Below are 19,086 nucleotides of genomic sequence, written 5' to 3'. Positions count from 1 at the left end.
TCCTTTACAATTCAATGATAAAGTCTGCATTTTTTTCTGCATCCGCTTCATGCGAAAATAAAATAATAATACTCTTCTGTTTCAAGTGTTCTATCATATCATAAAATTCTTTTTTAGAAACACTATCCAGGTTTGATGTAGGTTCGTCAAAAATATATACAGAACGTTCCCTACACACTGTCCGGATAATACCTATTTTCTGCGCCTGCCCACCTGAAACACTTCCAGTATCAATAAGTTCCGACTCTAATGTACGCCCCATTTCTTCCAAATCTTTATAAAATGATAATAAGGAAATATACTTTTCTACTGGAATAGGGTCGTTTAGAGCAATGTTATTTCTTATGGTGTCACGAAAAATCGGCGGCTTTTGAAAACAAATTCCTATTGTTTCTGTAAGTATTTCCCTGGAAAAATTAGTAATGCTTTTCCCATCTAATAATATCGTTCCTGAAAAGTCATTCCAGATTTTTAACAGGATACCAGCCAGTGTACTTTTTCCTGAACCATTTTTCCCTTTAATCAGATAAATAGAGCCCTTCTCAAGACACATATTCAAATTTTTTCTATATACTTTTACATCTTTATAACTGAAATTTACATCTTTTATTTCGATTTTTGATATATCCATTTGCTTCACCCTACAATCTCATTAATTCGATCCATTGATACTTTTGCCTTCTGGAACTGTCCAATTACAAGCATGATTGAGGACAACGGATTAAACATTCTTTGTGTGTACATAATAATTACTGTCAGCTCTCCAAACTGTACCTGTCCGTTAATCACCATAACACCACTGATCGCCAATACAATCAAAAAAGTAGCGGTACTAATGAGCTGCGGTACTGAACGATTATAGGCCATTAACATATTTTGCTTTAGGATTTCATTTCGCAAAGAAGTTTCATTCCTGCAAAACTTATCTATATAATAATTTCTTCCATTTAAAGCCAGATACTCATAAAGATTACTTACAAATTCCTTAATCAAACCATTCCCAATATCCATTTTTCCCATTACTTTTCTGGACTGCCCCATGATTTTTTTGTTAAAGAAAATCTGGATAGCAATAAGAATCGGATAAATCAAAAGCATAAACCAAAAGATAACCGGATTAATCTGTATTAAGATTACCGCTGTAATAATCACAGTCACAATTTGTATCAGCAAATCAGAAAGCATACGGGAAGATAACATTTCTATATTATTAACATCTGCATTCATACTGGTCATAAATAGATTTGATTTCTTCTCTATTTCCTTCCCATCAACCTGAAACATTGCTTGTATCAACAATAACTTGATTTTAACAATAAAACCATTTGACATTTTGCAAAACAGATAGCTCAATGCCAATGCTACTGTAATAGATACAAGCTGGCATATAGCCATATATGCAACATTGGAAATCACAGCTCCTGGATTTTTTGCCGGAACCGCCTTATCCAGAATATTGGTAATTAACTGAGGATAAATATAGGTCACTATAGCGTCCATAGCTACCAATATAATCCCAAACAGATAACCCCATTTATACTTTCGTATCTGCTCCAAAACAACATTCTTTTTCTTCATAACACACATTCCTTCTTAAATGTTCAACCAGATTATACAAGGTACAAACATCACCTACTTTTATGGTATGATACTCCAACTTCGTGATTTTTAATTCCCTATATATCCCGCTGATAAAATCGTAAAAATTAAAGAAATTCACTCCTGTAATTTGGGAAAGAAATGGATACCTGCTGATTTCATCAAGGGAAGATGTGCAGCCAAACTCTAACAATCTCCTATGTACTTTTTCCAAAATCATCTGTCCCACTTCATCAGTCTGGAGCTTTCCTACATACTCTAAATCAATTTCTTCTAAAGGATCATCTGTCTTTTCCAGTATGTTTAATGCCTCCTGTATGCTTTTTATATTCGGTGCTGTTTGCATAGCTCTGGCCAGAATACCTGCCACATAAGCATTTCCCTTTGAAGTTCCCTTAAAAAAATTATATCGTCCGGATTTTCCTGCAACAAATATCGGGGAAATATCCGCCAGAACCTGAACGCTTGCCGCCCTGTCTACAAGAACTTTTTTCTTTGCATCTGGTAATAATTCTCCAACACCAATCACACTTTTATAAATTGCCGGTATGGTATCCTTTGCATTATTACATTCCGAAGCACAGATAATCTTTCCCTGTTTTTCCAGGTCATTACAAATATCCCTCAATTCCTTTTCCATAGTAGAATTAAGCATTTGTGTTACGGAAAGGCTTAAACAGATAAGATCTACCGGTAGTTCCCTGCACTTTTCCAGCGCAGCAAGCAGTAAAGAACTGGTCGTTTTTCCTAATTCATTTACAATTTTTATAGGATAAAATTGTGCCTGCTCTGCAAATTGTAAGATACAATCAATGCAGTTGGTTCCATGACCAAAAACATCATCAAAATTTTTCTCTTCAATAACTCCATCTTCTTCTGCACTCTTTTGAAAAGAAAATCCTTGAATTACATGCTCCATGATTTCCTGATTTTGTGTATCTACACCGGAGTCTACAACTGCCACTTTGGGACTATACATGGAATCCCTCCAATATATATTTATACTTTTTATAAATCCGATAAACAATATCTCTTTCATTGCACTGGAAAGCAGAAACAGTGTAGTAATCTCCGGTATATGCTTTATTAATCAGTTTACATACCTGGCTGGAACAATTCTGCTTAAATGTACAATCTCCGCACCCTGTCACTGGAATTTCGTTAATCTTATGGAGAGCCTCTAATTTTTCCGGCTGTAATCCTTTCCAAACATCTCCTAGCCAATAATCCACTTTATCAGCAGCTAATGCGCATGGGTAAATTCCACCATCCGCAGATATATGGAATGTATTTGTTCCACCGTCACAGCCAGTACGTCTTCTGAAGGTTGCCTCTTTAATATTAAATAATAAATACTGCGCTGCTTTTTTATCTTTTTCTATCATGTAATCCATGATTTTTTCGTAGTTTTCATAATATATCTGCATATCTTGTTGGTTCCATGCAGCTCCGGCATCTAATGCAAAAGTTACTACTCCCATATTCATCTGATCCAGATAAATATAATTTTCAGCCATAGCCGGAAGGGTTTCCTTATTGACAGTCATTCTGACCCGGATGTATTCACCTTGCTCTTTTAAAAACTTTAAGGTTTTCACTACTTTATCAAAGGAAGATTCACCATTTGGATAAATACGGTTTGTATCATTTGTTTTCCTATTTCCATCAATGCTTACAGAAATCTGTACCTTACCCTTTATAAAATCGTAAATATCCTTTTCAAACACTGTTCCATTTGTTGTCATTGTAAAAATGATATGACCATCATATCGCTCTTTTAAGGTTTCTACAATATACCGAATAACATCAAAATTCAGTAATGGCTCACCACCATGTAAAGCTACATTAATCCGTTTTCCTGCTGCAACAGTTTCATCAAATTTATTAGTAAAATATTTGATTGTCTGTTCTGCGGTTTCCAATGTCATTGTTTTAGGCTGCTTATGTACATAGCAGTATTTACAAGCTAAATTGCATCTTTCGGTTACCCAGAATGTAATATTCATACGGTTTCCCCCTTTCTTATGGGATTAGTATACTTACAAAATCTTACCAAATTATTACACTAGAAAAAATATGTACAAATGCAAAAGTGTCCCTGCAGGAAAACCTACAGGGACAGACATTAAATTTTCCTGGTATTTCTACCAGAGTGATGTTATCACCATATCACAGTTATTCGTCCCTTCACGCTTACAATCATGAAGACATTCATCTGGATTACAATACTGAATTTCTACATCAAACGCAACTTCCTGGATTTTTCTCTCCATTTTCTCCATATAGCGTTCCTCCAGTCTTACCAAATTTCTGTAAAATGAGCATCACAGTTATTTGGACCTTCATGATCACAATCATGATAACAGTCACTTGGATCACAGTACTGTGTTTCTACATCAAATGTAGTTTTCTGAATTCTGATTTCTAAATTTTCCATAAAAAATATCCTCCTTTACCACAATGAAGTTACATGTGTGTTACACCAATCCGGTGCTGTTAAACAATCATAGTCACAGTCATCTGGATCGCAATACTGAACCTCTACATCAAAAGGTTCTTCCTGCATTTTCTTTTCAAGCTCTAACATATTCTACACCTCCCTTCATTTATACTCTGGTTTATCAGCACTTTTATGCTGTAAATCATCTTACCTATAGATTTCTAAGGTGTTCTGTAATACTTCCCTTTTCCCAAAGATAAATTCCAACCTCAGAAGCTATGATAGATATTATTAAATACAGTACTATAATGGTAGCTGCTGGAAATAAGGTAAACTGGAAAGTAAACAACCAAATAGAAGAACAAATACCCCTGACTGCTGTCATACTAATTAGTGTTGCAAGTATAAAACCACCAATTGCAGCATAAAAAACATATCCTACACTCTCTCTTATAATCAATTCACGCAATTGTTTTTTTGTTGCACCTATACTTCTAAATGTTGCAAATTCTCGGTTTCGCACAATTAGGTTTGTAAAAATAATATTCACAAGATTTACAATTCCAATTACACCTAAAATTCCTCCAATCAGCACACATAAAATTCTGACCAGCATTTTATAGTTCTCAATTTCAGAGTGCCTTTGTTCTGTAGTTTCAAATCCCACATTGGTAAATTTTTCTGAAATATCCTGTAACATTCTGTTCACAGCCGGAGCATCGTTCTCATCTGCATCAAAAGAATAATTCACTAAGTTACCTTCTCCATACAGTTCTTTAAATAAGCCTTCGCTCAAATAAAACCAAGGACCTAAGATTGTTCCTCCCCCTGTAGAGCTTCCTCCTGATATTTGTTCTGAGTCTATTACTAAAATTTGAGAAAGAACTTCTACCTCTTTTAATGGTTTTCCATCTTTATAAATAGTCACAACATCGCCGACTTTAGGTGATATTTCAATACCATCTGTACTAGGCTTTCCATTATCATTTGCACGAATACCAACTAAAATATAATCTCCACTTTTTAATTTTTCTTTAATAGAAATAATATTTTTTTCTCCTTCTAAAATCTCTATTTTCCCCAAAAAGTTTTCTGAAATTCCGCATACATTACATATGGGTTTCTTATCCTTACCTAAGGTTAACGTACCATAATTGGTTGTTGCACTATTAGTAATTACTCCATCAATTTCTATACTGGGTATTTTGACATCTATTACCTCGACCCCCCAATCAAAACTTATATCAAAATTATATACAGATGCATCTATTGCATTTTTATATAACTTTGTTCCATTCTTAATCATGGCATTCTTTTCAAGTTCTTGAATGGCTTCTTCATTTAAGGACGCAGAAGGTTTGACATAACCAATACTAGGGTTTAATGTATCTGTTGATGCAACTAAATAATCCCTTCTCATTTGTACATTAACATATTTCTCTTCATCAAAACTATTAGAAATAATCCATAAGGAATTGACAAAGACAACACTTAATATAAGCGATGTAAATACTAAAACGGTTCTCTTTCTATTTCTCTGCAGATTGCTTCTTGCTATATTTTTAATAGAGTGAATATCTTTTTCTGCAGTTTTTTTCTTCACCTCTGTATATTTTGCTGTTTCAATCGCCGAATACTTAGCAGCCCTTTTAGAAGGTCTTCTCATGCTCAAAAATACTGTAATCAATACAAAGAAAACTGTTAATATAAAGATAGCTGGGTGTACCGACTGCACAATAGTAAGTTCTTCCTCACTGTATTCCCAATTCTTCAGAATGACTGGTAGCAAAAGTGCCCCTAGCCCATATCCAACAACTAATCCAATCGGAATACCAATAAGAGATAAAAGGAGCATCTGTCTTCGCATTAATCTCTTAATCTGTTTGCCGGTCATTCCAATCGTTTTCATTATTCCAAATTCTTGAATGTCCTGCATAACGCCTATATCAAAAATATTATAGATCAATAGGTATCCACACAAAATAAATAGTGCTCCGAAAAAGACTATGGAAAGACCAACTCCTGTATTTCCGTCTTCTGAATACAACATGGGATTGACTGCTACATTAACATAATTGTTTCCGTCAGCATTTTCTGTTTGTGCCCCAAGACTTTCTGCATATTCTTTAAGATTTTGCTCAATATTCCCTGTATTCTTTACACAAACACTTGCATAATAAGTTCCTAAAATCTCTTTATCAATATCGTATGTATTCTCTGACACTTCAGGATTGTGTTCTAAAAATGTTTCTGAAACGATCAAAAAATTAACTTTAGGACCGCCTTTGTACCAGCCTGACAATCGCATGTCAAAGTTATATTCTTGACCTCTTAATGTAAAAGACACCGGAACATGACTTCCTACTTCTTTTTTTATTCCCAGTTCTTCTAATGCTTGCTCTGATAAAAGCACTTCTTTTTCATCTTCCGGCATCTTCCCTTCTTCCAAGGAAAGATAATACGCTTCCATACCTGCTTTATCCAGATAGTCTATTTCGATAGGTCGCTTCGTTTCCCCTTCCATAAGAGCAATGGGAACTCTTCCTCCCACGCTTTCAAATAAATCAGAATTTTGAACTTTCTGAAATTGTTCTTTGTCCAAAAATCTAAGTTCTGCGTCTGCTTTCATTCCAGATAATTTTAGTTGTGTTTCCTGAATGGATTGCATACCTCCAAATCCAATTTCCAATACTGAGGTAAATAAAATGGTCGTTAAAGTAATTGCCAATACAAGAAGAAGATTTCTCTTCCTATGTACTTTCAGATTACCCTGAACCATTTCTTTCATTATTTTCTTTTCATTACTCATACGATTTTACCATCTCTCATTCTTATAATCCTCGATGCCGTTTCTGCAATTTCTCTACTATGGGTAATCATAATAATCGTCTGATTATAACGCTCCCCTGACTCTCTGAGCAATCTAAGAACTTCTTCACTTGATTCACTGTCCAGGTTTCCTGTTGGTTCATCTGCTAAAACAATATCCGGTTTGGTGATCATTGCCCTGGCAATGGCAACCCTCTGCTGCTGCCCGCCTGATAAGGTATTCGGTAAATTTTTCAACTTATTTTTAATACCCAGGATTTCTACAATCTCTTCAAAATATGCTTCGTCTATTTTGCTGTTTCCCAAATATAAAGGGAGCAAAATATTGCTTTTTACATTAAGTGTTTGAAGAAGATTATAATTCTGAAATACAAATCCGATATGCTTTCTTCGATACACCGTGAGTTCTTCCGATTTCATTTTTGTTATATCTTTTCCATGTATCCGAACCGTTCCCTCTGTCGGATTATCCAATCCGCCCAGCATATTTAATAATGTTGTCTTGCCGCAGCCTGACGGTCCAACAACAGCAATAAACTCGCCTTCTTCAACCGAAAGATTGACATGATCCAATGCCTTTATACAAATCTCTCCAGTACGGTAGTATTTTTTTAAATTTGATGTTTTTACTAATTCCATGTTTTTATCTCTCCTTGTTTTATTTCATCATAGTATCTAATTCTTACCCAATTATTACATTGCAAAAAATTTTTTTAAAAAAAGAAAGAAACTCTCTACCTTAGTAAAAAGTTTCCTTCTTTTAATCTGCTAATTAAAGCCTAATTGATTAGAATAAACTTGTAACATGTGTATTGCACTGACCAGATGCAGTTTCACAGTCATGGTCACAATCGTTGGGGTCACAGTACTGAATTTCCACATCAAAGTTTTCGTTCTGCATTTTCTTTTCCAGTTCTTTCATTGTCCCGTCCTCCTTTCTCTGATATTTTATGATTTTAAAGTGTGATGTCACCACAAATCATCTAATCATCTCATTTAGTAAATACCTACTTCTTTACCAAATTTATAAATATATTTACTTAACATGATCTAATGCCTTTACGCAAATCCCTCCAGTACGATAATATTTTTTTTAATTTGATGTTTTTACCAATTCCATTGTTCTTACCTCTCCTTGTTTTATTTCATCATAAACCCTAATTCTTACTGAATTATTACCTCCCCCCCCAAAAAAATTAAAAGGGAACATTCATCTCATGATAGAGGAAATGTTCCCTTCGTTCATTCTACTAATTAAAAAAGTGAAACGCCAAGAATCACCTTAATTACGTTTTACCAATATGGCACAATATGTGTGTTACACCAGCCCTCTGAAACCTCACAATCATGCAAACAATCATCTGGATCACAATACTGTACTTCTACATCAAACAATTCTTCCTGAATTCTTTTTTCCATATAACATTCCTCCGTCTTACCAGAACTCCGTAATATGCGCATTGCAATAATTCGGTGCTGTTTGGCAATCATGTAAACAATCACTTGAATCACAATACTGTACTTCTACATCAAAGCTTTCATTCTGCATTTTCTTTTCCAGTTCTTTCATTGTCCCTTCCTCCTTTCTCCGATATTTTATGATTTTAAAGTGTGACGTCACCACAAATCAACTTATTTAGTAAATACCTACTTCCTTACCAAATTTGTAAATGTACTTACTTACTGTCTTTATCGCATTTTGGACTGACTGATTTCCGGCTGAGTCATAAGTATCTTTATTCTGTGCCATTCCAACCAGTGCTTTTGCATCTTTTGCAGCGCTATAAAGCATATCTCCTACTGCTGTATTCTCAGCGCTGCTATAAATATCTGCACCAAAACTGTTCCCTGCTATGGTATATTCGGTACGGTGTTTGTCCACATACTTTTCAAAATCCGAATGATTACTGTTTACTGCTGTCAGGTTAGACGCATGATGTGGCTCATTCAAATCTGATACATAATGTGTTCCCTTTCCTATGTATTCCATAGCCTTATCTGTATATCCATCTTTATATGCTGCAACTGCACTTTGATAATAGGTTTCTGCTCTGGTTCGTGCTGTAGGATTTTTCTGTCCCATCCAGTTTTTTCCGGTATCCGGATCATAGAAATGTCCTGCAAACGTTCCATAATCGGTTTCGTTTCCCACTACATCTGGCCAATCTGTATATTCACATATCATAGCAGCCTTTGTATTTAAGATACTGGCACCTTTATCATTATTTAAAATCTTCAAGGCATTCGATACGATATACTGGTGTGTATGATCTACCCCGCCGCTGCTAAAGCGCTCATCCGGATTTTCTACATGCTCAATGGGTGCGCCTGGTCCGTAAATTTCATCTGAACCATTCGAAATATCAAGAACCTGTTGCGGTAAATCCTGGGATTCCGCTGCCGATACCGTCCATGTTGGCGATGCAGAAACACCTACCAAAACCATTGCCAAAAGTACCCCTAGTTTTTTACATTTCATATCTAGTACCTCCTGTTTTTTCTTATTAGTATATCCGTAGATTCTTACCAAATTATTACAATTAGTGCATTTAAAAAAATATTTTATCTGAAAAAAATCATTATTTACTTTTGCATTTTTTACAATTATAATACATCTTGAAAACCGTAAACGCTCTTTATAGTATAGAAAAACTTAGAAATTTAGAACAGAAGGAGTGGGAAACTATGCACCGTATCTTAATTATTGAAGATGATTTCTCCTTAAATAATACCCTGGCTTATAACTTGCGGACAGCGGGCTATACTGTTGACTCTGCATATAATGCAAAAGAAGCCTTTGAATATTTAAAACAGTATCATTACATTCTTCTGATTTTGGATATTAACCTTCCTGACGGAAATGGATTTGAATTATATTCAGAGTTGAAAGAAAAATCAAATGCCAGTATTATCTTTTTAACCGCAAATGATTTAGAAAATGACATAGTGAAAGGATTTGACCTGGGTGCTGATGACTATATTACAAAGCCTTTTTCACCTGTCGTCTTACAAAAGAAAATAGCTGTTTTAACAAAATATATCACAGAAAAACAAAAGGAAACCATATATGAAGACGGTAATCTCTGCATCAATTTCTCGCAAATGACTGCGACACTGGACAAAGTTCCCCTGGAATTATCCCCTTTGGAGTACCGTATTCTGCAATATTTTATTGTGAATAAAAAGCATATTTTAAAGCGGGATCAGCTTCTTGAGCATCTCTGGGATTTCTCCGAAAACTTTGTAGGTGATACTTCCCTAAATACTGCTATTAGCAGACTCCGAAAGAAAATCGAAGCCAGCGGGCATCGTTATATAAAAACAATCTATGGAACTGGATATATGTGGATAGGTGACTGATATGAAAAAAACATTTTCTTTAAAAAAAATATATATTATAGTTTCCCTGCTATTTCTATTGATATTTTCAGGAACCTGTATCATATTGCGTACACTTACATCAGATCCTAAAGTATTTTTACTTTTTACCGTTTTCACTTTCCTTCTGCTTATCTGTGTATTTATTCTCTTTTGTACGATTTTCCACAAGCTCACCTTGTTTACTTGTGAACTTCATAAAACATTGGACAGTATGATTGAAGGAACCTATTTTTCCCCTGATGAAAAGTATGACGAAACTTTACTATCACAGATCAATCATCATTTAGGAAGATTGTACAGTATATTGGAAAACACAAAAAACTCTGTAAATGCCGAAAAGGTACAGTTCCAGCAGCTAATTTCTGATATTTCTCATCAGTTAAAAACCCCCATGACTACGCTGCGCCTGACAGAGTCCGCTATGGAAAAAGCCATTACAAAACCGCAGGAACTAAAGACTTTATTTCACACAAATACCGCACATCTGAACAAGCTGGAATTTTTAATCTCTTCCCTTGTAAAAATATCCCGTTTGGAAACAGGTGTGATAAAACTATCCCCAAGTTATCAAACGATTGGTGACACCATTCTCATGGCTCTGGAAAATATCGTCTTAGCGGCTGATCAGAAGAACATTCAAATAACTTTTAATTATTCAGAAGACTTTAAGGCGTATCATGATCCCAAATGGACTTCCGAAGCGCTGTATAATATCCTGGATAATGCTGTAAAATACACGAATGAAAACGGACATATTTCCATAGAACTTTTTACCCTGGAAAACTATACCAAAATAGCAATCACTGATTCCGGTATCGGCATCAAAGAATCGGAAATCCCAAAACTTTTCCAACGCTTCTACCGCTCTCCTTCTGTCAAAAACTTTCCGGGAGTTGGTGTTGGGCTTCATCTGGCGCAAGACATTATCAGCCGACAATATGGTTTTATCCACGTGTTTTCTACCCTTCATGTGGGCAGTACCTTTGAAATTTGGCTTATCAACTCAGACTCTCCTAAATAAGAAAAATGCCGCTACAGGTTTTAGTATCACCCGTAACGGCATTTTTCTCTATTATTTTATTCAGCCTTCTCTTCATTACCAGATTTTAAATATGTCATGACCTCTTCCACTGTTTTTCCAGAAGCAAGTAATGCGCTAAAGATTTCATCTTTCTGTTTATCTTCAATCTTTTTCCTAAGTTCTTTTGCTTTCAATCGCAGGTCTTTTAATTCTGCCTCTGTTGTTTTAATCTCCTGTTCTGTCTTCATAAGCATTTCTTCAAGAGAAAGATTTTCTACTTTTTTACGTCTTGGCATACTGTTTCCTCCCATGCTGATATTTTCTTCATTCTACCATTATTGTTCCAAAAATACCAGTCTTTTTATGAATAGCTCCTATCTCCCTCTTCGCTGCTGTTTCTGGTTTTTGGCATATTCCATCTTTTTATTGTATTCGTCCATAATTGCACTTTCCAAATCTGCCTTAAATTCTGCATTGACTGCATGGGCAATGTCCTCCCGTTCTCCTTTTGCAGAATTTTTCTGGGGCATACCTACAAAGGTTTTTCCGTTCCATGCCTGGATCACATGAAGCTGCTGGATTGCCAATACGTCCTGCAGACGAATGGCAACATCTGCCTTAAATGTATCGCTTCCCTGTACCGGATTTACACTCAGATTGTAATACAGTTCTTCCTCTCCCCAACAGCCCTTACAGTCTGTTTTCGTTTCTGTCATATTCTCATAGGCTTCCCTTACGGTATCCAACACTTCCTTTTGAAATTCCTTATCCGTAAACCGGAAAAAAGGAACATACTCCCCTGTTTCATAATCTCTGTAACGGGGCATATCGAGATACAGATTTCCTTTCGAGGACTCTTTAATTGCAAGGCTTTTCACACAGAAGGCCTCATCAAAGGTAATGGTAGCAAATCCTTTCAGGTTATTGATTTTTCCTTCTTCCTGTTTCAATTCCGGTTTATATACTCTGATATTATATTCCATATTGTGATCTCCTTTTCTACTCTATTTTTCGTTACCGAACTGCTGTCTGGCATGGAAGATTTTTAGTTTCCTCCTGCACTTCCACACACTCCTCCTGGTCCTTGATTTCCAGTTCTGCATCAATCTCCATCTGCCGGGTAATATTCTCTTTTAAAAGCTCCTCATACGGGAAGGGCTTTTCATATTCCTGCTTTGCATTTTTTATCTCATTTTCGCAGGTCTTAATTTCTTTTTGAACGTCCTCCACTGCTTTATCAAGGGCATTCAAGCGGTTTTCTATACGGACCATGTTACCGGAGTCACTGCTTTTTAACTCCACACTATACTCCTTCTCTCCCTGAAGGAACAAGATCGGTCCCAGCATATCATTTTGGACAGATACCTGAAACCCCTTATATATACCGACTTCGTGCCTGGTAAAAGCTGTTACCCCTTCTATAATCCCACGCAGAACTTCACCTGCTTCTTTGTGTTTTTCATAAACTTTTCCCTGCAGCGTGATTGCAAACCCCGGCTGTACTTCCATAGCCTGGTTCCTGCGCTCCAAATCCTTTTGAAGTAATTGCAGTTCTCCCTTCAGGCTTTGTATCCTTTTCGGATACTGGAAAGTGACCGCATCTTGCAGGGTAAACCGTTTCCCTTCATGTGCAGCTTTTAGAATTCTCAGACGTGCCACTTCATTATCTACTTGTATTTTTTCCATAATCAGGGGATTTTCGGAAGCTACCGCTTTAATTTCTGCAAAATTTAATACGGTTTCATCTATATCCTCACAGATCCTTGCCAGTTCCCGGCTGGTAAATACCTGGCTGATAAACCGCTGTTTTGTTTCTACAATGCCCCATAAATAAGCATCAAAAGAACCCTTTGTTACATAGCGGTAAATATTGACTTCCTCATTTTCATTCCCCTGGCGGATAATGCGCCCTTCCCGCTGTTCAATATCAGAAGGTTTCCAGGGGCAGTCGATATGATGAGCCGCCACCATTCTGGTCTGGATATTGGTTCCTACCCCCAGTTTTTCGGTACTTCCTATAATAATCCGTTTCCTTCCGGCTCTGACATCGGAAAACATACGGTCCCTCTGTTCATCTGTTTTTGCATCATGGATAAAACAGATTTCTTCCTCTGGAACACCTCTGGTAATCAGTTCCTGTTTTAAATAATCATAGACGGTAAACGCTTTCCCAGGTCCGGGTGTCCCAATATCCGAAAAAACAATCTGGGTTCCTTTCTGTTCCTGGGACTGTACATATTCCTGGTAAATGTTTTCTACTGCTTTATTCAGTTTGGAATCCGAATCTACCGGAGCATAACTGTCCAAAAGCCGGGGATCTGTACCCAAAAGCCTTGCTTCCCCGGTAATCCGGAGCATATTGTCGTCCTTTGGATCTACCACACCTCTATGGATTGCTTCTGCCCTTTCCACCATTTCCTGCATACGTTCTTTGACATAATCAGAGGCTTCCGATACTACAACCTTATATTTTCCGTCCTTTAATTCTGGCCGCTTAATATCTAGCATATCAGGCAGAATAATGTCTGCTACTTCTTTAAACAGGTGTATCAGTTCCGGCAGATTGATAAACTTATTAAACCTGGTCCGCATCCGGTAACCAGTACCTTCCGGTGCCAGTTCCAAAGAGCTGGTAACTTCCCCAAACACAGAAGCCCATGCATCAAAATGGTAAATCCCCTTTTCGTGAAGCCGCCTTTCCTGCAGATATAACTGCATCACATAAAGTTCCACCATTGAGTTTGACAGAGGGGTTCCCGTTGCCATAATGACGCCCCTTCCCTGATTTTTTTCGTTGATATACTGGATTTTCATACGCATATCCATAGCCCTCTGGGAACCGCTGGAACCCAGACCCGCAACATTGTTCATTTTCGTAAAAATTTCCAAGTTCTTGAACAGGTGCGCTTCATCTACAAATAAGGCATCTACGCCTGTTTCTTCAAAGTACATCACATCATCTTTGATTTCTTCATTGTTCAGTTCTTCGATTTTCTGCAACAGTTTTTTCTTTCTGCTTTCCATCTGCTTTATGGACCAGTTCTTTCCCTCTTCTTCCCTTGCCCGGTTAATGGCTTCTATCAGTTGCTCTGCCTGCTCTTCTATCATGGCTCTTTGCCGGTCAGGGGAAATGGCAATTCTCTGGAACTGAGTATGACCGATAATAATACAGTCATAATCCCCTGTTGCCATTCTGGCAATCATGCGCCTGCGGTTTTCCTTCTGAAAATCTTCTTTTCTGGTAATCAGGATCTTCGCATCTGGGTAGGCGCGCAAAAATTCCGCCCCCATCTGGAAGGTCAGGTGGTTCGGAACGGTAAGAAGGGGTTTCGTTGCCAGCCCCAGCCTCCTCATCTCCATACAGATACAGATCATTTCCAGAGATTTACCGGCGCCTACTGTATGGGCAAGCAGGGTATTTCCTCCACACAGCAATGCCCTTGCTACAGCATTTTTCTGATAAGGACGCAGCTTTAACAGGGGGTTCAGTCCCGGCAGTTTTAAATAAGAGCCATCATAGCTTCGTTGTCTGTCGCAGTTAAAGGTTTCATTATAAAAATCCACATATTTTTTTCTGCGCTTTGGTTCCTTAAAAATCCAGTCCCGGAAGGCTTCTTTTATCTGCTCCGCCTTATCCCTGGCAAGCATGGTTTCCTTCCGATTAATCACATAACGTACTTTTTCCCCTTCCTGCACCCGGTCCCTTATGGTCACAATCCGGCTGTTTAACAGTTCCTCTATAATGCTGATTGCATCCATAAATCTTGTGCCATAGGTTTGTCTGGTACGAATGGTTCCTCCAAAAAAGTTTCCCCTGTCAATATGGTAAGACATATCTGCATCTAAGCGCTCAATCTTGAGGGCATGGCCACTATGAGCGCAATAGTTTCTCTGGTTGTTCTCCGGGATTTCCAAAAGCTCATAGATAAACTGTTCGTAATCCTCATTTTCAATCCAGGTTGTTCCCAGTTTTACACTGATCTCAGGCGCTGTTAGTTCTTTTGGCTGTACCTTTTCCAGTGCTTCCACGTTGTCCACAAACAAGGGATTGTTCTGCGCATAAATCCTTGCAGTACGGAGCTTCTGCCGCACATTTCCGCTTAAATACTCATCTGCGGTTTCCCACCCTGCATTGGGATCTTCTTCCTTTGCCAGTACAGGGTTCTGGTAGATTAACCCTTTTAATTCCTGGAGCATTTCTTTCCTGTTTCCCGGATAAAGGGTGAGCATATAGGGAATATCCACCCGGTTATATTCTGACAGACTGATATGCAGTGCTTCCTGGGCATTCTCCACTTTATCTATCACATCTCTGGGGCGTATGGTCCTTTTGTAAAAAATATCGGCTTTGGTTACATTTTTGTCCTCATCAACTACTTCCAGGGAAGAAAGCAGGGGATAATCATTGTCCTGCCGGAACGCCATTTTATTTGTCCGGTCACAGAAATATCCATGCGTTTTCACAAAGGCATCATACAAACGGTTTAACTGTTCCTGTGCCTTTTTCAGTTCCTGGTCAGAACAATTTTCCTGCTGTATCTGTAAAATTTCACGCACCAGAAGGCGGATTTTATGCATGGCACGTATCCGGCGCTTCACACTTTCCTTTGCCTGACTCCGGTATAAAGACTCCCCTTCCCGGTAATATACTTCGTCCTGTATCACCGTAAACGTATAATTAGGTATCTTTGGGGAAGCAGCTAAGACGTCCTGCTCTTCCTTCTTTTTTTCTGCTATGCTTTCTTCATAACAGTTTTTAGGAAGCTCTCCAACTGCGTCCAAAATTCTTTTTTCCAGGTCAAAGTCTTCCGCTTCATTGACCAGGGCTGTATATTTGGAATCTTTCCCGAAAAACTGTTCAAACCAGACCATTTTCCCAAGCATCATTTCCGGGTGTTCCAGATAATACTCATTTACCGGTACCATGTCTTCCGTAAGCCCTGTATAAGTCCAGATCGGCTCCCCAATCGAAGGCTCTGCTTTTTTCTGAAAAAACAAAAGGTCACTGGTAACTGCGGTATTGGCGCTCTTTCCAAAAGAATCTGCCGGAAGCCGGACTGCCCCTAAAAGGTCTGCCTGTTCTGCCAAATTTTTTCTCACAGCGCTGTCATTTTTATCCAACGTCCCTTTTGAAGTTACCACTGCCAAAATGCCTCCTGGCCGAAGGAGGTCCATGCTTTTCCGGATAAAATAATCATGGACTTTCAACTTCATCTTTTTATATCGGGGATCATACAAACGGAAATCCCCAAAAGGCACGTTTCCTACAATTACATCAAAGCTGTTATCCTCAAATTCCGTTTTTTCAAATCCTTTAATCTGGATACTGGCTGAAGGGTGGAGCTTTTGTGCAATCCTTCCGCTTATGGCATCAATCTCCACGCCATAAAGCTGGGATTTTTGCATACTTTCCGGAAGACCATGAAAAAAGTTTCCAATCCCCATAGCCGGTTCCAGAATTTTTCCCTTCTGGAATCCAAACTGCTCCAGGGCTTTATAAACACCCCGCACGACTTCCGGCGGCGTATAAAAAGAACTGTTGACACTGGCCCTTGCCTGGGCGTATTCTTCTGCGGTCAACAGTTCCTTCAATTCCTGATATTCTTTTTTCCACTCCGGGCGTTTACTGTTAAAAGCATTTGGCAGCCCGCCCCACCCTACATACCCCGCAAGAATTTCCTGTTCTTCTTTTGTGGCATTTCTCTCTTCCTGCTCCAGTGTTTTTAAGATACGGATTGCCCGGATATTTTTCTGATACCGGCTTTTATCCCCACCGGTAAACTGCAACCACCCTTCTGGGTAATAATAATCTCCGGCTTCTTCCTTGCCTTCTGTCTGGACAGAGGTTCTTCCTTCCTGCCAAAGCTCTTCCTTTTTAAGAATTTCGCTATATTCTTCCCATAATGCCGGAAACCAGGGAAGCAGACGGTACATATTCTCCTGCTGCTCTAAGGTTTCTGAATCTTCGGTATAGGCAATCTGGTCCTCCTCTGCCAGATGTGCAGTAAGCCCGCCAAACTGATCCCAGGAAAGTTCCTGCAGAAAATCTTGGCTTTCCGGCAGGGTGATCTTAATCCCATTTTCCTGAATACAAAGCTCATAGCTTCCATGTTCTGTCCGCACCAGATAATAAGGCTGGCCTTCCGGTACTTCCCGAAGCAAAAGCATCTTCAAAAAATGGTCTTTTTCTTCCGGTAGCTGATTGGTCGTATAGACCAGACAGAGCATTTTCTTTAAAATATCCGCCTGGATATTCTGTTTATAAAAGGCTATGCCAATCTCTTCTAATGGGATTGGTTCCTTTTCCTCAATCACTTCCTGCACTTTCTCTGGCTGTAAGGTTTCTTCCTCTGTTTCTTCCCCATTTTCTAAGGCTTCCTCCGATACAGATAACAAAGGAAGATAGGTCCCTTTTTCAATCCGTTTCCCAATTTCCAAAGAAACTTCGTCCCAGTACCAGAACGCCTCCTTCATGGAAGTTCCCTCACTCCAAAGGATATAAAAACCACTGGAACCGCTTTCTGCGGTCAGGATACCGTCTTTTGTATGGGCTTCTCTTTTTACATCTCCATACAATTCATAAAGATAAGCTTCCCGGTCTGTTTCCTCTGGATTGTTCCGGTAAAACTCATAAATTTTATATGGTATCTCCTGCTCCGTCATTTCCAGAAGAATTTTCTCTTTCTGCCAGTTTTCCGGCTGTGCAGGTTCTATCTCCCCAGACAGAAAAGGAACCGCCGAAGCAGTTCCTTTCTCTGTATCCTCTTCTGTTTTTTCCTGTTTTATCCGATCCTGAGCTGAATGATCTCCTCCATAACCTGTTTCTGTGCTTCCATATCCGCCTGTATCCGAAGGTTGGTCATTTCCAACGTGTTGTAAGGGTCTATCCTGTCCTCCCTGGTCCAGGTCTTCAGAAAACTTTCTGCCAGTTTCTCGTGGTATTCCTCCGCTTCTGTCTGGATTTTCATAAGCCGCTCCATCAGTTTCCCGGACAGGAGCATCATTTCGTATTGTGCCTGGTCCGTTCTCTTCATTTCCTGTGCTGCGATCCTGCCGTAACGGTTCAGGGACGCCAGCATCTTCTCCTCGCTCATCACGCCCTCTAAGACTGGTATCTGTACGCCATTCATTTCCCTGTACTGGATTCCTGCGATCCCTTCCATAATACTGCCTCCTTTCAAGGTCTATGTTCTTCATGGTCCTTGCAATCTGTAACACAATCCGCCCAGATAAATGGGATACTAACCGTCCTGTCCGGTACAGAACCTCCTCATTCTCTGAAAAACCGCAGATAAAAGAAAAATCCAGGGTGTCATCTCGGATACCGCAGCGGCTTTTCACCGCATAACAGACACTGTTTACAAGAAACTCTGTAATCTGGTTTTCTTTTACCTCCTGTCCCTCTCCGATAAGGACAGCCAGCTTCTGCAAGGATTTTAAAATTTCATCTTCCTCTTCTATCATAAACCAAACATTTGTTCTTGTAAAGGCGTCTAAAGAATTTTTAAACTTTTTTTCCTGTTCGTAGATTTCCGGGAACAGCTCCCTTGCCAGCAGTCTGCGGTTTGTCCCATTCACCTGCCAGTTCCAGGGCCGGATTCCCTGTCCCTTTACATCTTGAATATCATAAACATGGGTAACTCCTTCCCCGAAAATTTTGGAAGGAAATACTGCAATTCCTTTACTTCCTCTGGCAACCGGCAAATCCATTTCCAGCCAGGCATCATATCCTGCAAGAACGGACGCATCTGGGCGCTGGGCATATACCATACAGGTATTTAAGAAGTCCAACTGATACAAGCGCCCCATGCAGGAA

Annotated in this window: 19 protein-coding genes; 2 read left to right on the top strand and 17 right to left on the bottom strand. The window is 38.8% G+C overall.

Going from position 1 to position 19,086, the window contains the following annotated elements; genetic code table 11:
- Nucleotides 1-4: 4 nt before the first annotated feature.
- The 13 genes from DW694_RS09330 to DW694_RS09300 form a co-directional block, all read right to left on the bottom strand.
- Nucleotides 5-631, bottom strand: coding sequence for an ABC transporter ATP-binding protein (locus DW694_RS09330; protein WP_147343034.1), 627 nt, complete (start codon nucleotides 629-631; stop codon nucleotides 5-7).
- A 5-nt stretch (nucleotides 632-636) separates the two neighbouring features.
- Nucleotides 637-1,578, bottom strand: coding sequence for an ABC transporter ATP-binding protein (locus DW694_RS09325; protein WP_177506161.1), 942 nt, complete (start codon nucleotides 1,576-1,578; stop codon nucleotides 637-639).
- Nucleotides 1,535-2,578: a S8 family serine peptidase gene (locus tag DW694_RS09320; RefSeq protein WP_286186971.1), complete on the bottom strand. Its 1,044-nt coding sequence runs from the start codon at nucleotides 2,576-2,578 to the stop codon at nucleotides 1,535-1,537. The genes DW694_RS09325 and DW694_RS09320 overlap by 44 nt, the downstream gene beginning before the upstream one ends.
- Entirely contained in the window at nucleotides 2,571-3,605 is a 1,035-nt protein-coding gene (locus tag DW694_RS09315) for a radical SAM protein (protein ID WP_117689863.1), read from the bottom strand. Before DW694_RS09315 ends, DW694_RS09320 begins: the two co-directional genes overlap by 8 nt.
- Nucleotides 3,606-3,743: 138 nt before the next feature.
- On the bottom strand, nucleotides 3,744-3,881 hold the full coding sequence (locus tag DW694_RS16925) for a hypothetical protein (RefSeq protein ID WP_158555580.1): 138 nt from the start codon (nucleotides 3,879-3,881) through the stop codon (nucleotides 3,744-3,746).
- Between the two features lie 17 nt (nucleotides 3,882-3,898).
- Nucleotides 3,899-4,036, bottom strand: a complete 138-nt coding sequence (locus DW694_RS16920) for a hypothetical protein (protein ID WP_158555581.1) — start codon at nucleotides 4,034-4,036, stop codon at nucleotides 3,899-3,901.
- 15 nt (nucleotides 4,037-4,051) lie between these two features.
- A complete protein-coding gene (locus tag DW694_RS17230) occupies nucleotides 4,052-4,186 on the bottom strand; it encodes a hypothetical protein (RefSeq protein WP_275932379.1) in 135 nt (44 codons plus the stop codon).
- Nucleotides 4,187-4,250: 64 nt separating this feature from the next.
- Nucleotides 4,251-6,848 carry an FtsX-like permease family protein gene (locus DW694_RS09310; protein ID WP_117689862.1) on the bottom strand — a complete coding sequence of 866 codons (2,598 nt, stop codon included), beginning with the start codon at nucleotides 6,846-6,848 and terminating at the stop codon, nucleotides 4,251-4,253.
- Nucleotides 6,845-7,507: an ABC transporter ATP-binding protein gene (locus DW694_RS09305; RefSeq protein WP_117689861.1), complete on the bottom strand. Its 663-nt coding sequence runs from the start codon at nucleotides 7,505-7,507 to the stop codon at nucleotides 6,845-6,847. The genes DW694_RS09310 and DW694_RS09305 overlap by 4 nt, the downstream gene beginning before the upstream one ends.
- Nucleotides 7,508-7,655: 148 nt before the next feature.
- A complete protein-coding gene (locus DW694_RS17225) occupies nucleotides 7,656-7,790 on the bottom strand; it encodes a hypothetical protein (protein WP_275932380.1) in 135 nt (44 codons plus the stop codon).
- 371 nt (nucleotides 7,791-8,161) lie between these two features.
- A complete protein-coding gene (locus DW694_RS17220) occupies nucleotides 8,162-8,287 on the bottom strand; it encodes a hypothetical protein (RefSeq protein WP_275932381.1) in 126 nt (41 codons plus the stop codon).
- A 16-nt stretch (nucleotides 8,288-8,303) separates the two neighbouring features.
- Nucleotides 8,304-8,438: a hypothetical protein gene (locus tag DW694_RS17215; RefSeq protein ID WP_275539640.1), complete on the bottom strand. Its 135-nt coding sequence runs from the start codon at nucleotides 8,436-8,438 to the stop codon at nucleotides 8,304-8,306.
- 66 nt (nucleotides 8,439-8,504) lie between these two features.
- Complete coding sequence (locus tag DW694_RS09300) at nucleotides 8,505-9,347, bottom strand: zinc dependent phospholipase C family protein (protein ID WP_117854528.1); 843 nt, start codon at nucleotides 9,345-9,347, stop codon at nucleotides 8,505-8,507.
- 206 nt (nucleotides 9,348-9,553) lie between these two features.
- Between DW694_RS09300 and DW694_RS09295 the strand changes: the two genes are divergently transcribed.
- Together DW694_RS09295 and DW694_RS09290 are read left to right on the top strand one after the other, a co-directional pair.
- A complete protein-coding gene (locus DW694_RS09295) occupies nucleotides 9,554-10,228 on the top strand; it encodes a response regulator transcription factor (protein WP_118447718.1) in 675 nt (224 codons plus the stop codon).
- Nucleotide 10,229: 1 nt separating this feature from the next.
- A complete protein-coding gene (locus DW694_RS09290; RefSeq protein WP_118752884.1) occupies nucleotides 10,230-11,270 on the top strand; it encodes a HAMP domain-containing sensor histidine kinase in 1,041 nt (346 codons plus the stop codon).
- 56 nt (nucleotides 11,271-11,326) lie between these two features.
- Here the strand turns inward: DW694_RS09290 and DW694_RS09285 are convergent, their stop codons facing one another.
- From DW694_RS09285 to DW694_RS17450, 4 genes are all read right to left on the bottom strand, one after another.
- Nucleotides 11,327-11,566 (bottom strand): flagellar export protein FliJ, encoded by a 240-nt coding sequence (locus DW694_RS09285; RefSeq protein ID WP_117854520.1) that lies wholly within the window; start codon nucleotides 11,564-11,566, stop codon nucleotides 11,327-11,329.
- Between the two features lie 78 nt (nucleotides 11,567-11,644).
- The gene (locus DW694_RS09280; RefSeq protein WP_117854518.1) at nucleotides 11,645-12,253 is read right to left on the bottom strand and encodes a septation protein SpoVG family protein; all 609 of its coding nucleotides are present in this window, start codon (nucleotides 12,251-12,253) and stop codon (nucleotides 11,645-11,647) included.
- Between the two features lie 31 nt (nucleotides 12,254-12,284).
- Nucleotides 12,285-17,204 carry an N-6 DNA methylase gene (locus DW694_RS09275; RefSeq protein WP_353615812.1) on the bottom strand — a complete coding sequence of 1,640 codons (4,920 nt, stop codon included), beginning with the start codon at nucleotides 17,202-17,204 and terminating at the stop codon, nucleotides 12,285-12,287.
- Between the two features lie 848 nt (nucleotides 17,205-18,052).
- Nucleotides 18,053-18,364 (bottom strand): TnpV protein, encoded by a 312-nt coding sequence (locus tag DW694_RS17450; protein ID WP_353530041.1) that lies wholly within the window; start codon nucleotides 18,362-18,364, stop codon nucleotides 18,053-18,055.
- Nucleotides 18,365-19,086 lie beyond the last annotated feature (722 nt).

Source organism: Ruminococcus sp. AM26-12LB, from assembly GCF_003480785.1.
Lineage (GTDB): Bacteria > Bacillota > Clostridia > Lachnospirales > Lachnospiraceae > Blautia_A > Blautia_A fusiformis.
The sequence above is the reverse complement of the archived record's forward strand: the minus strand, read 5'-3'. Positions and strand labels throughout refer to the sequence as shown.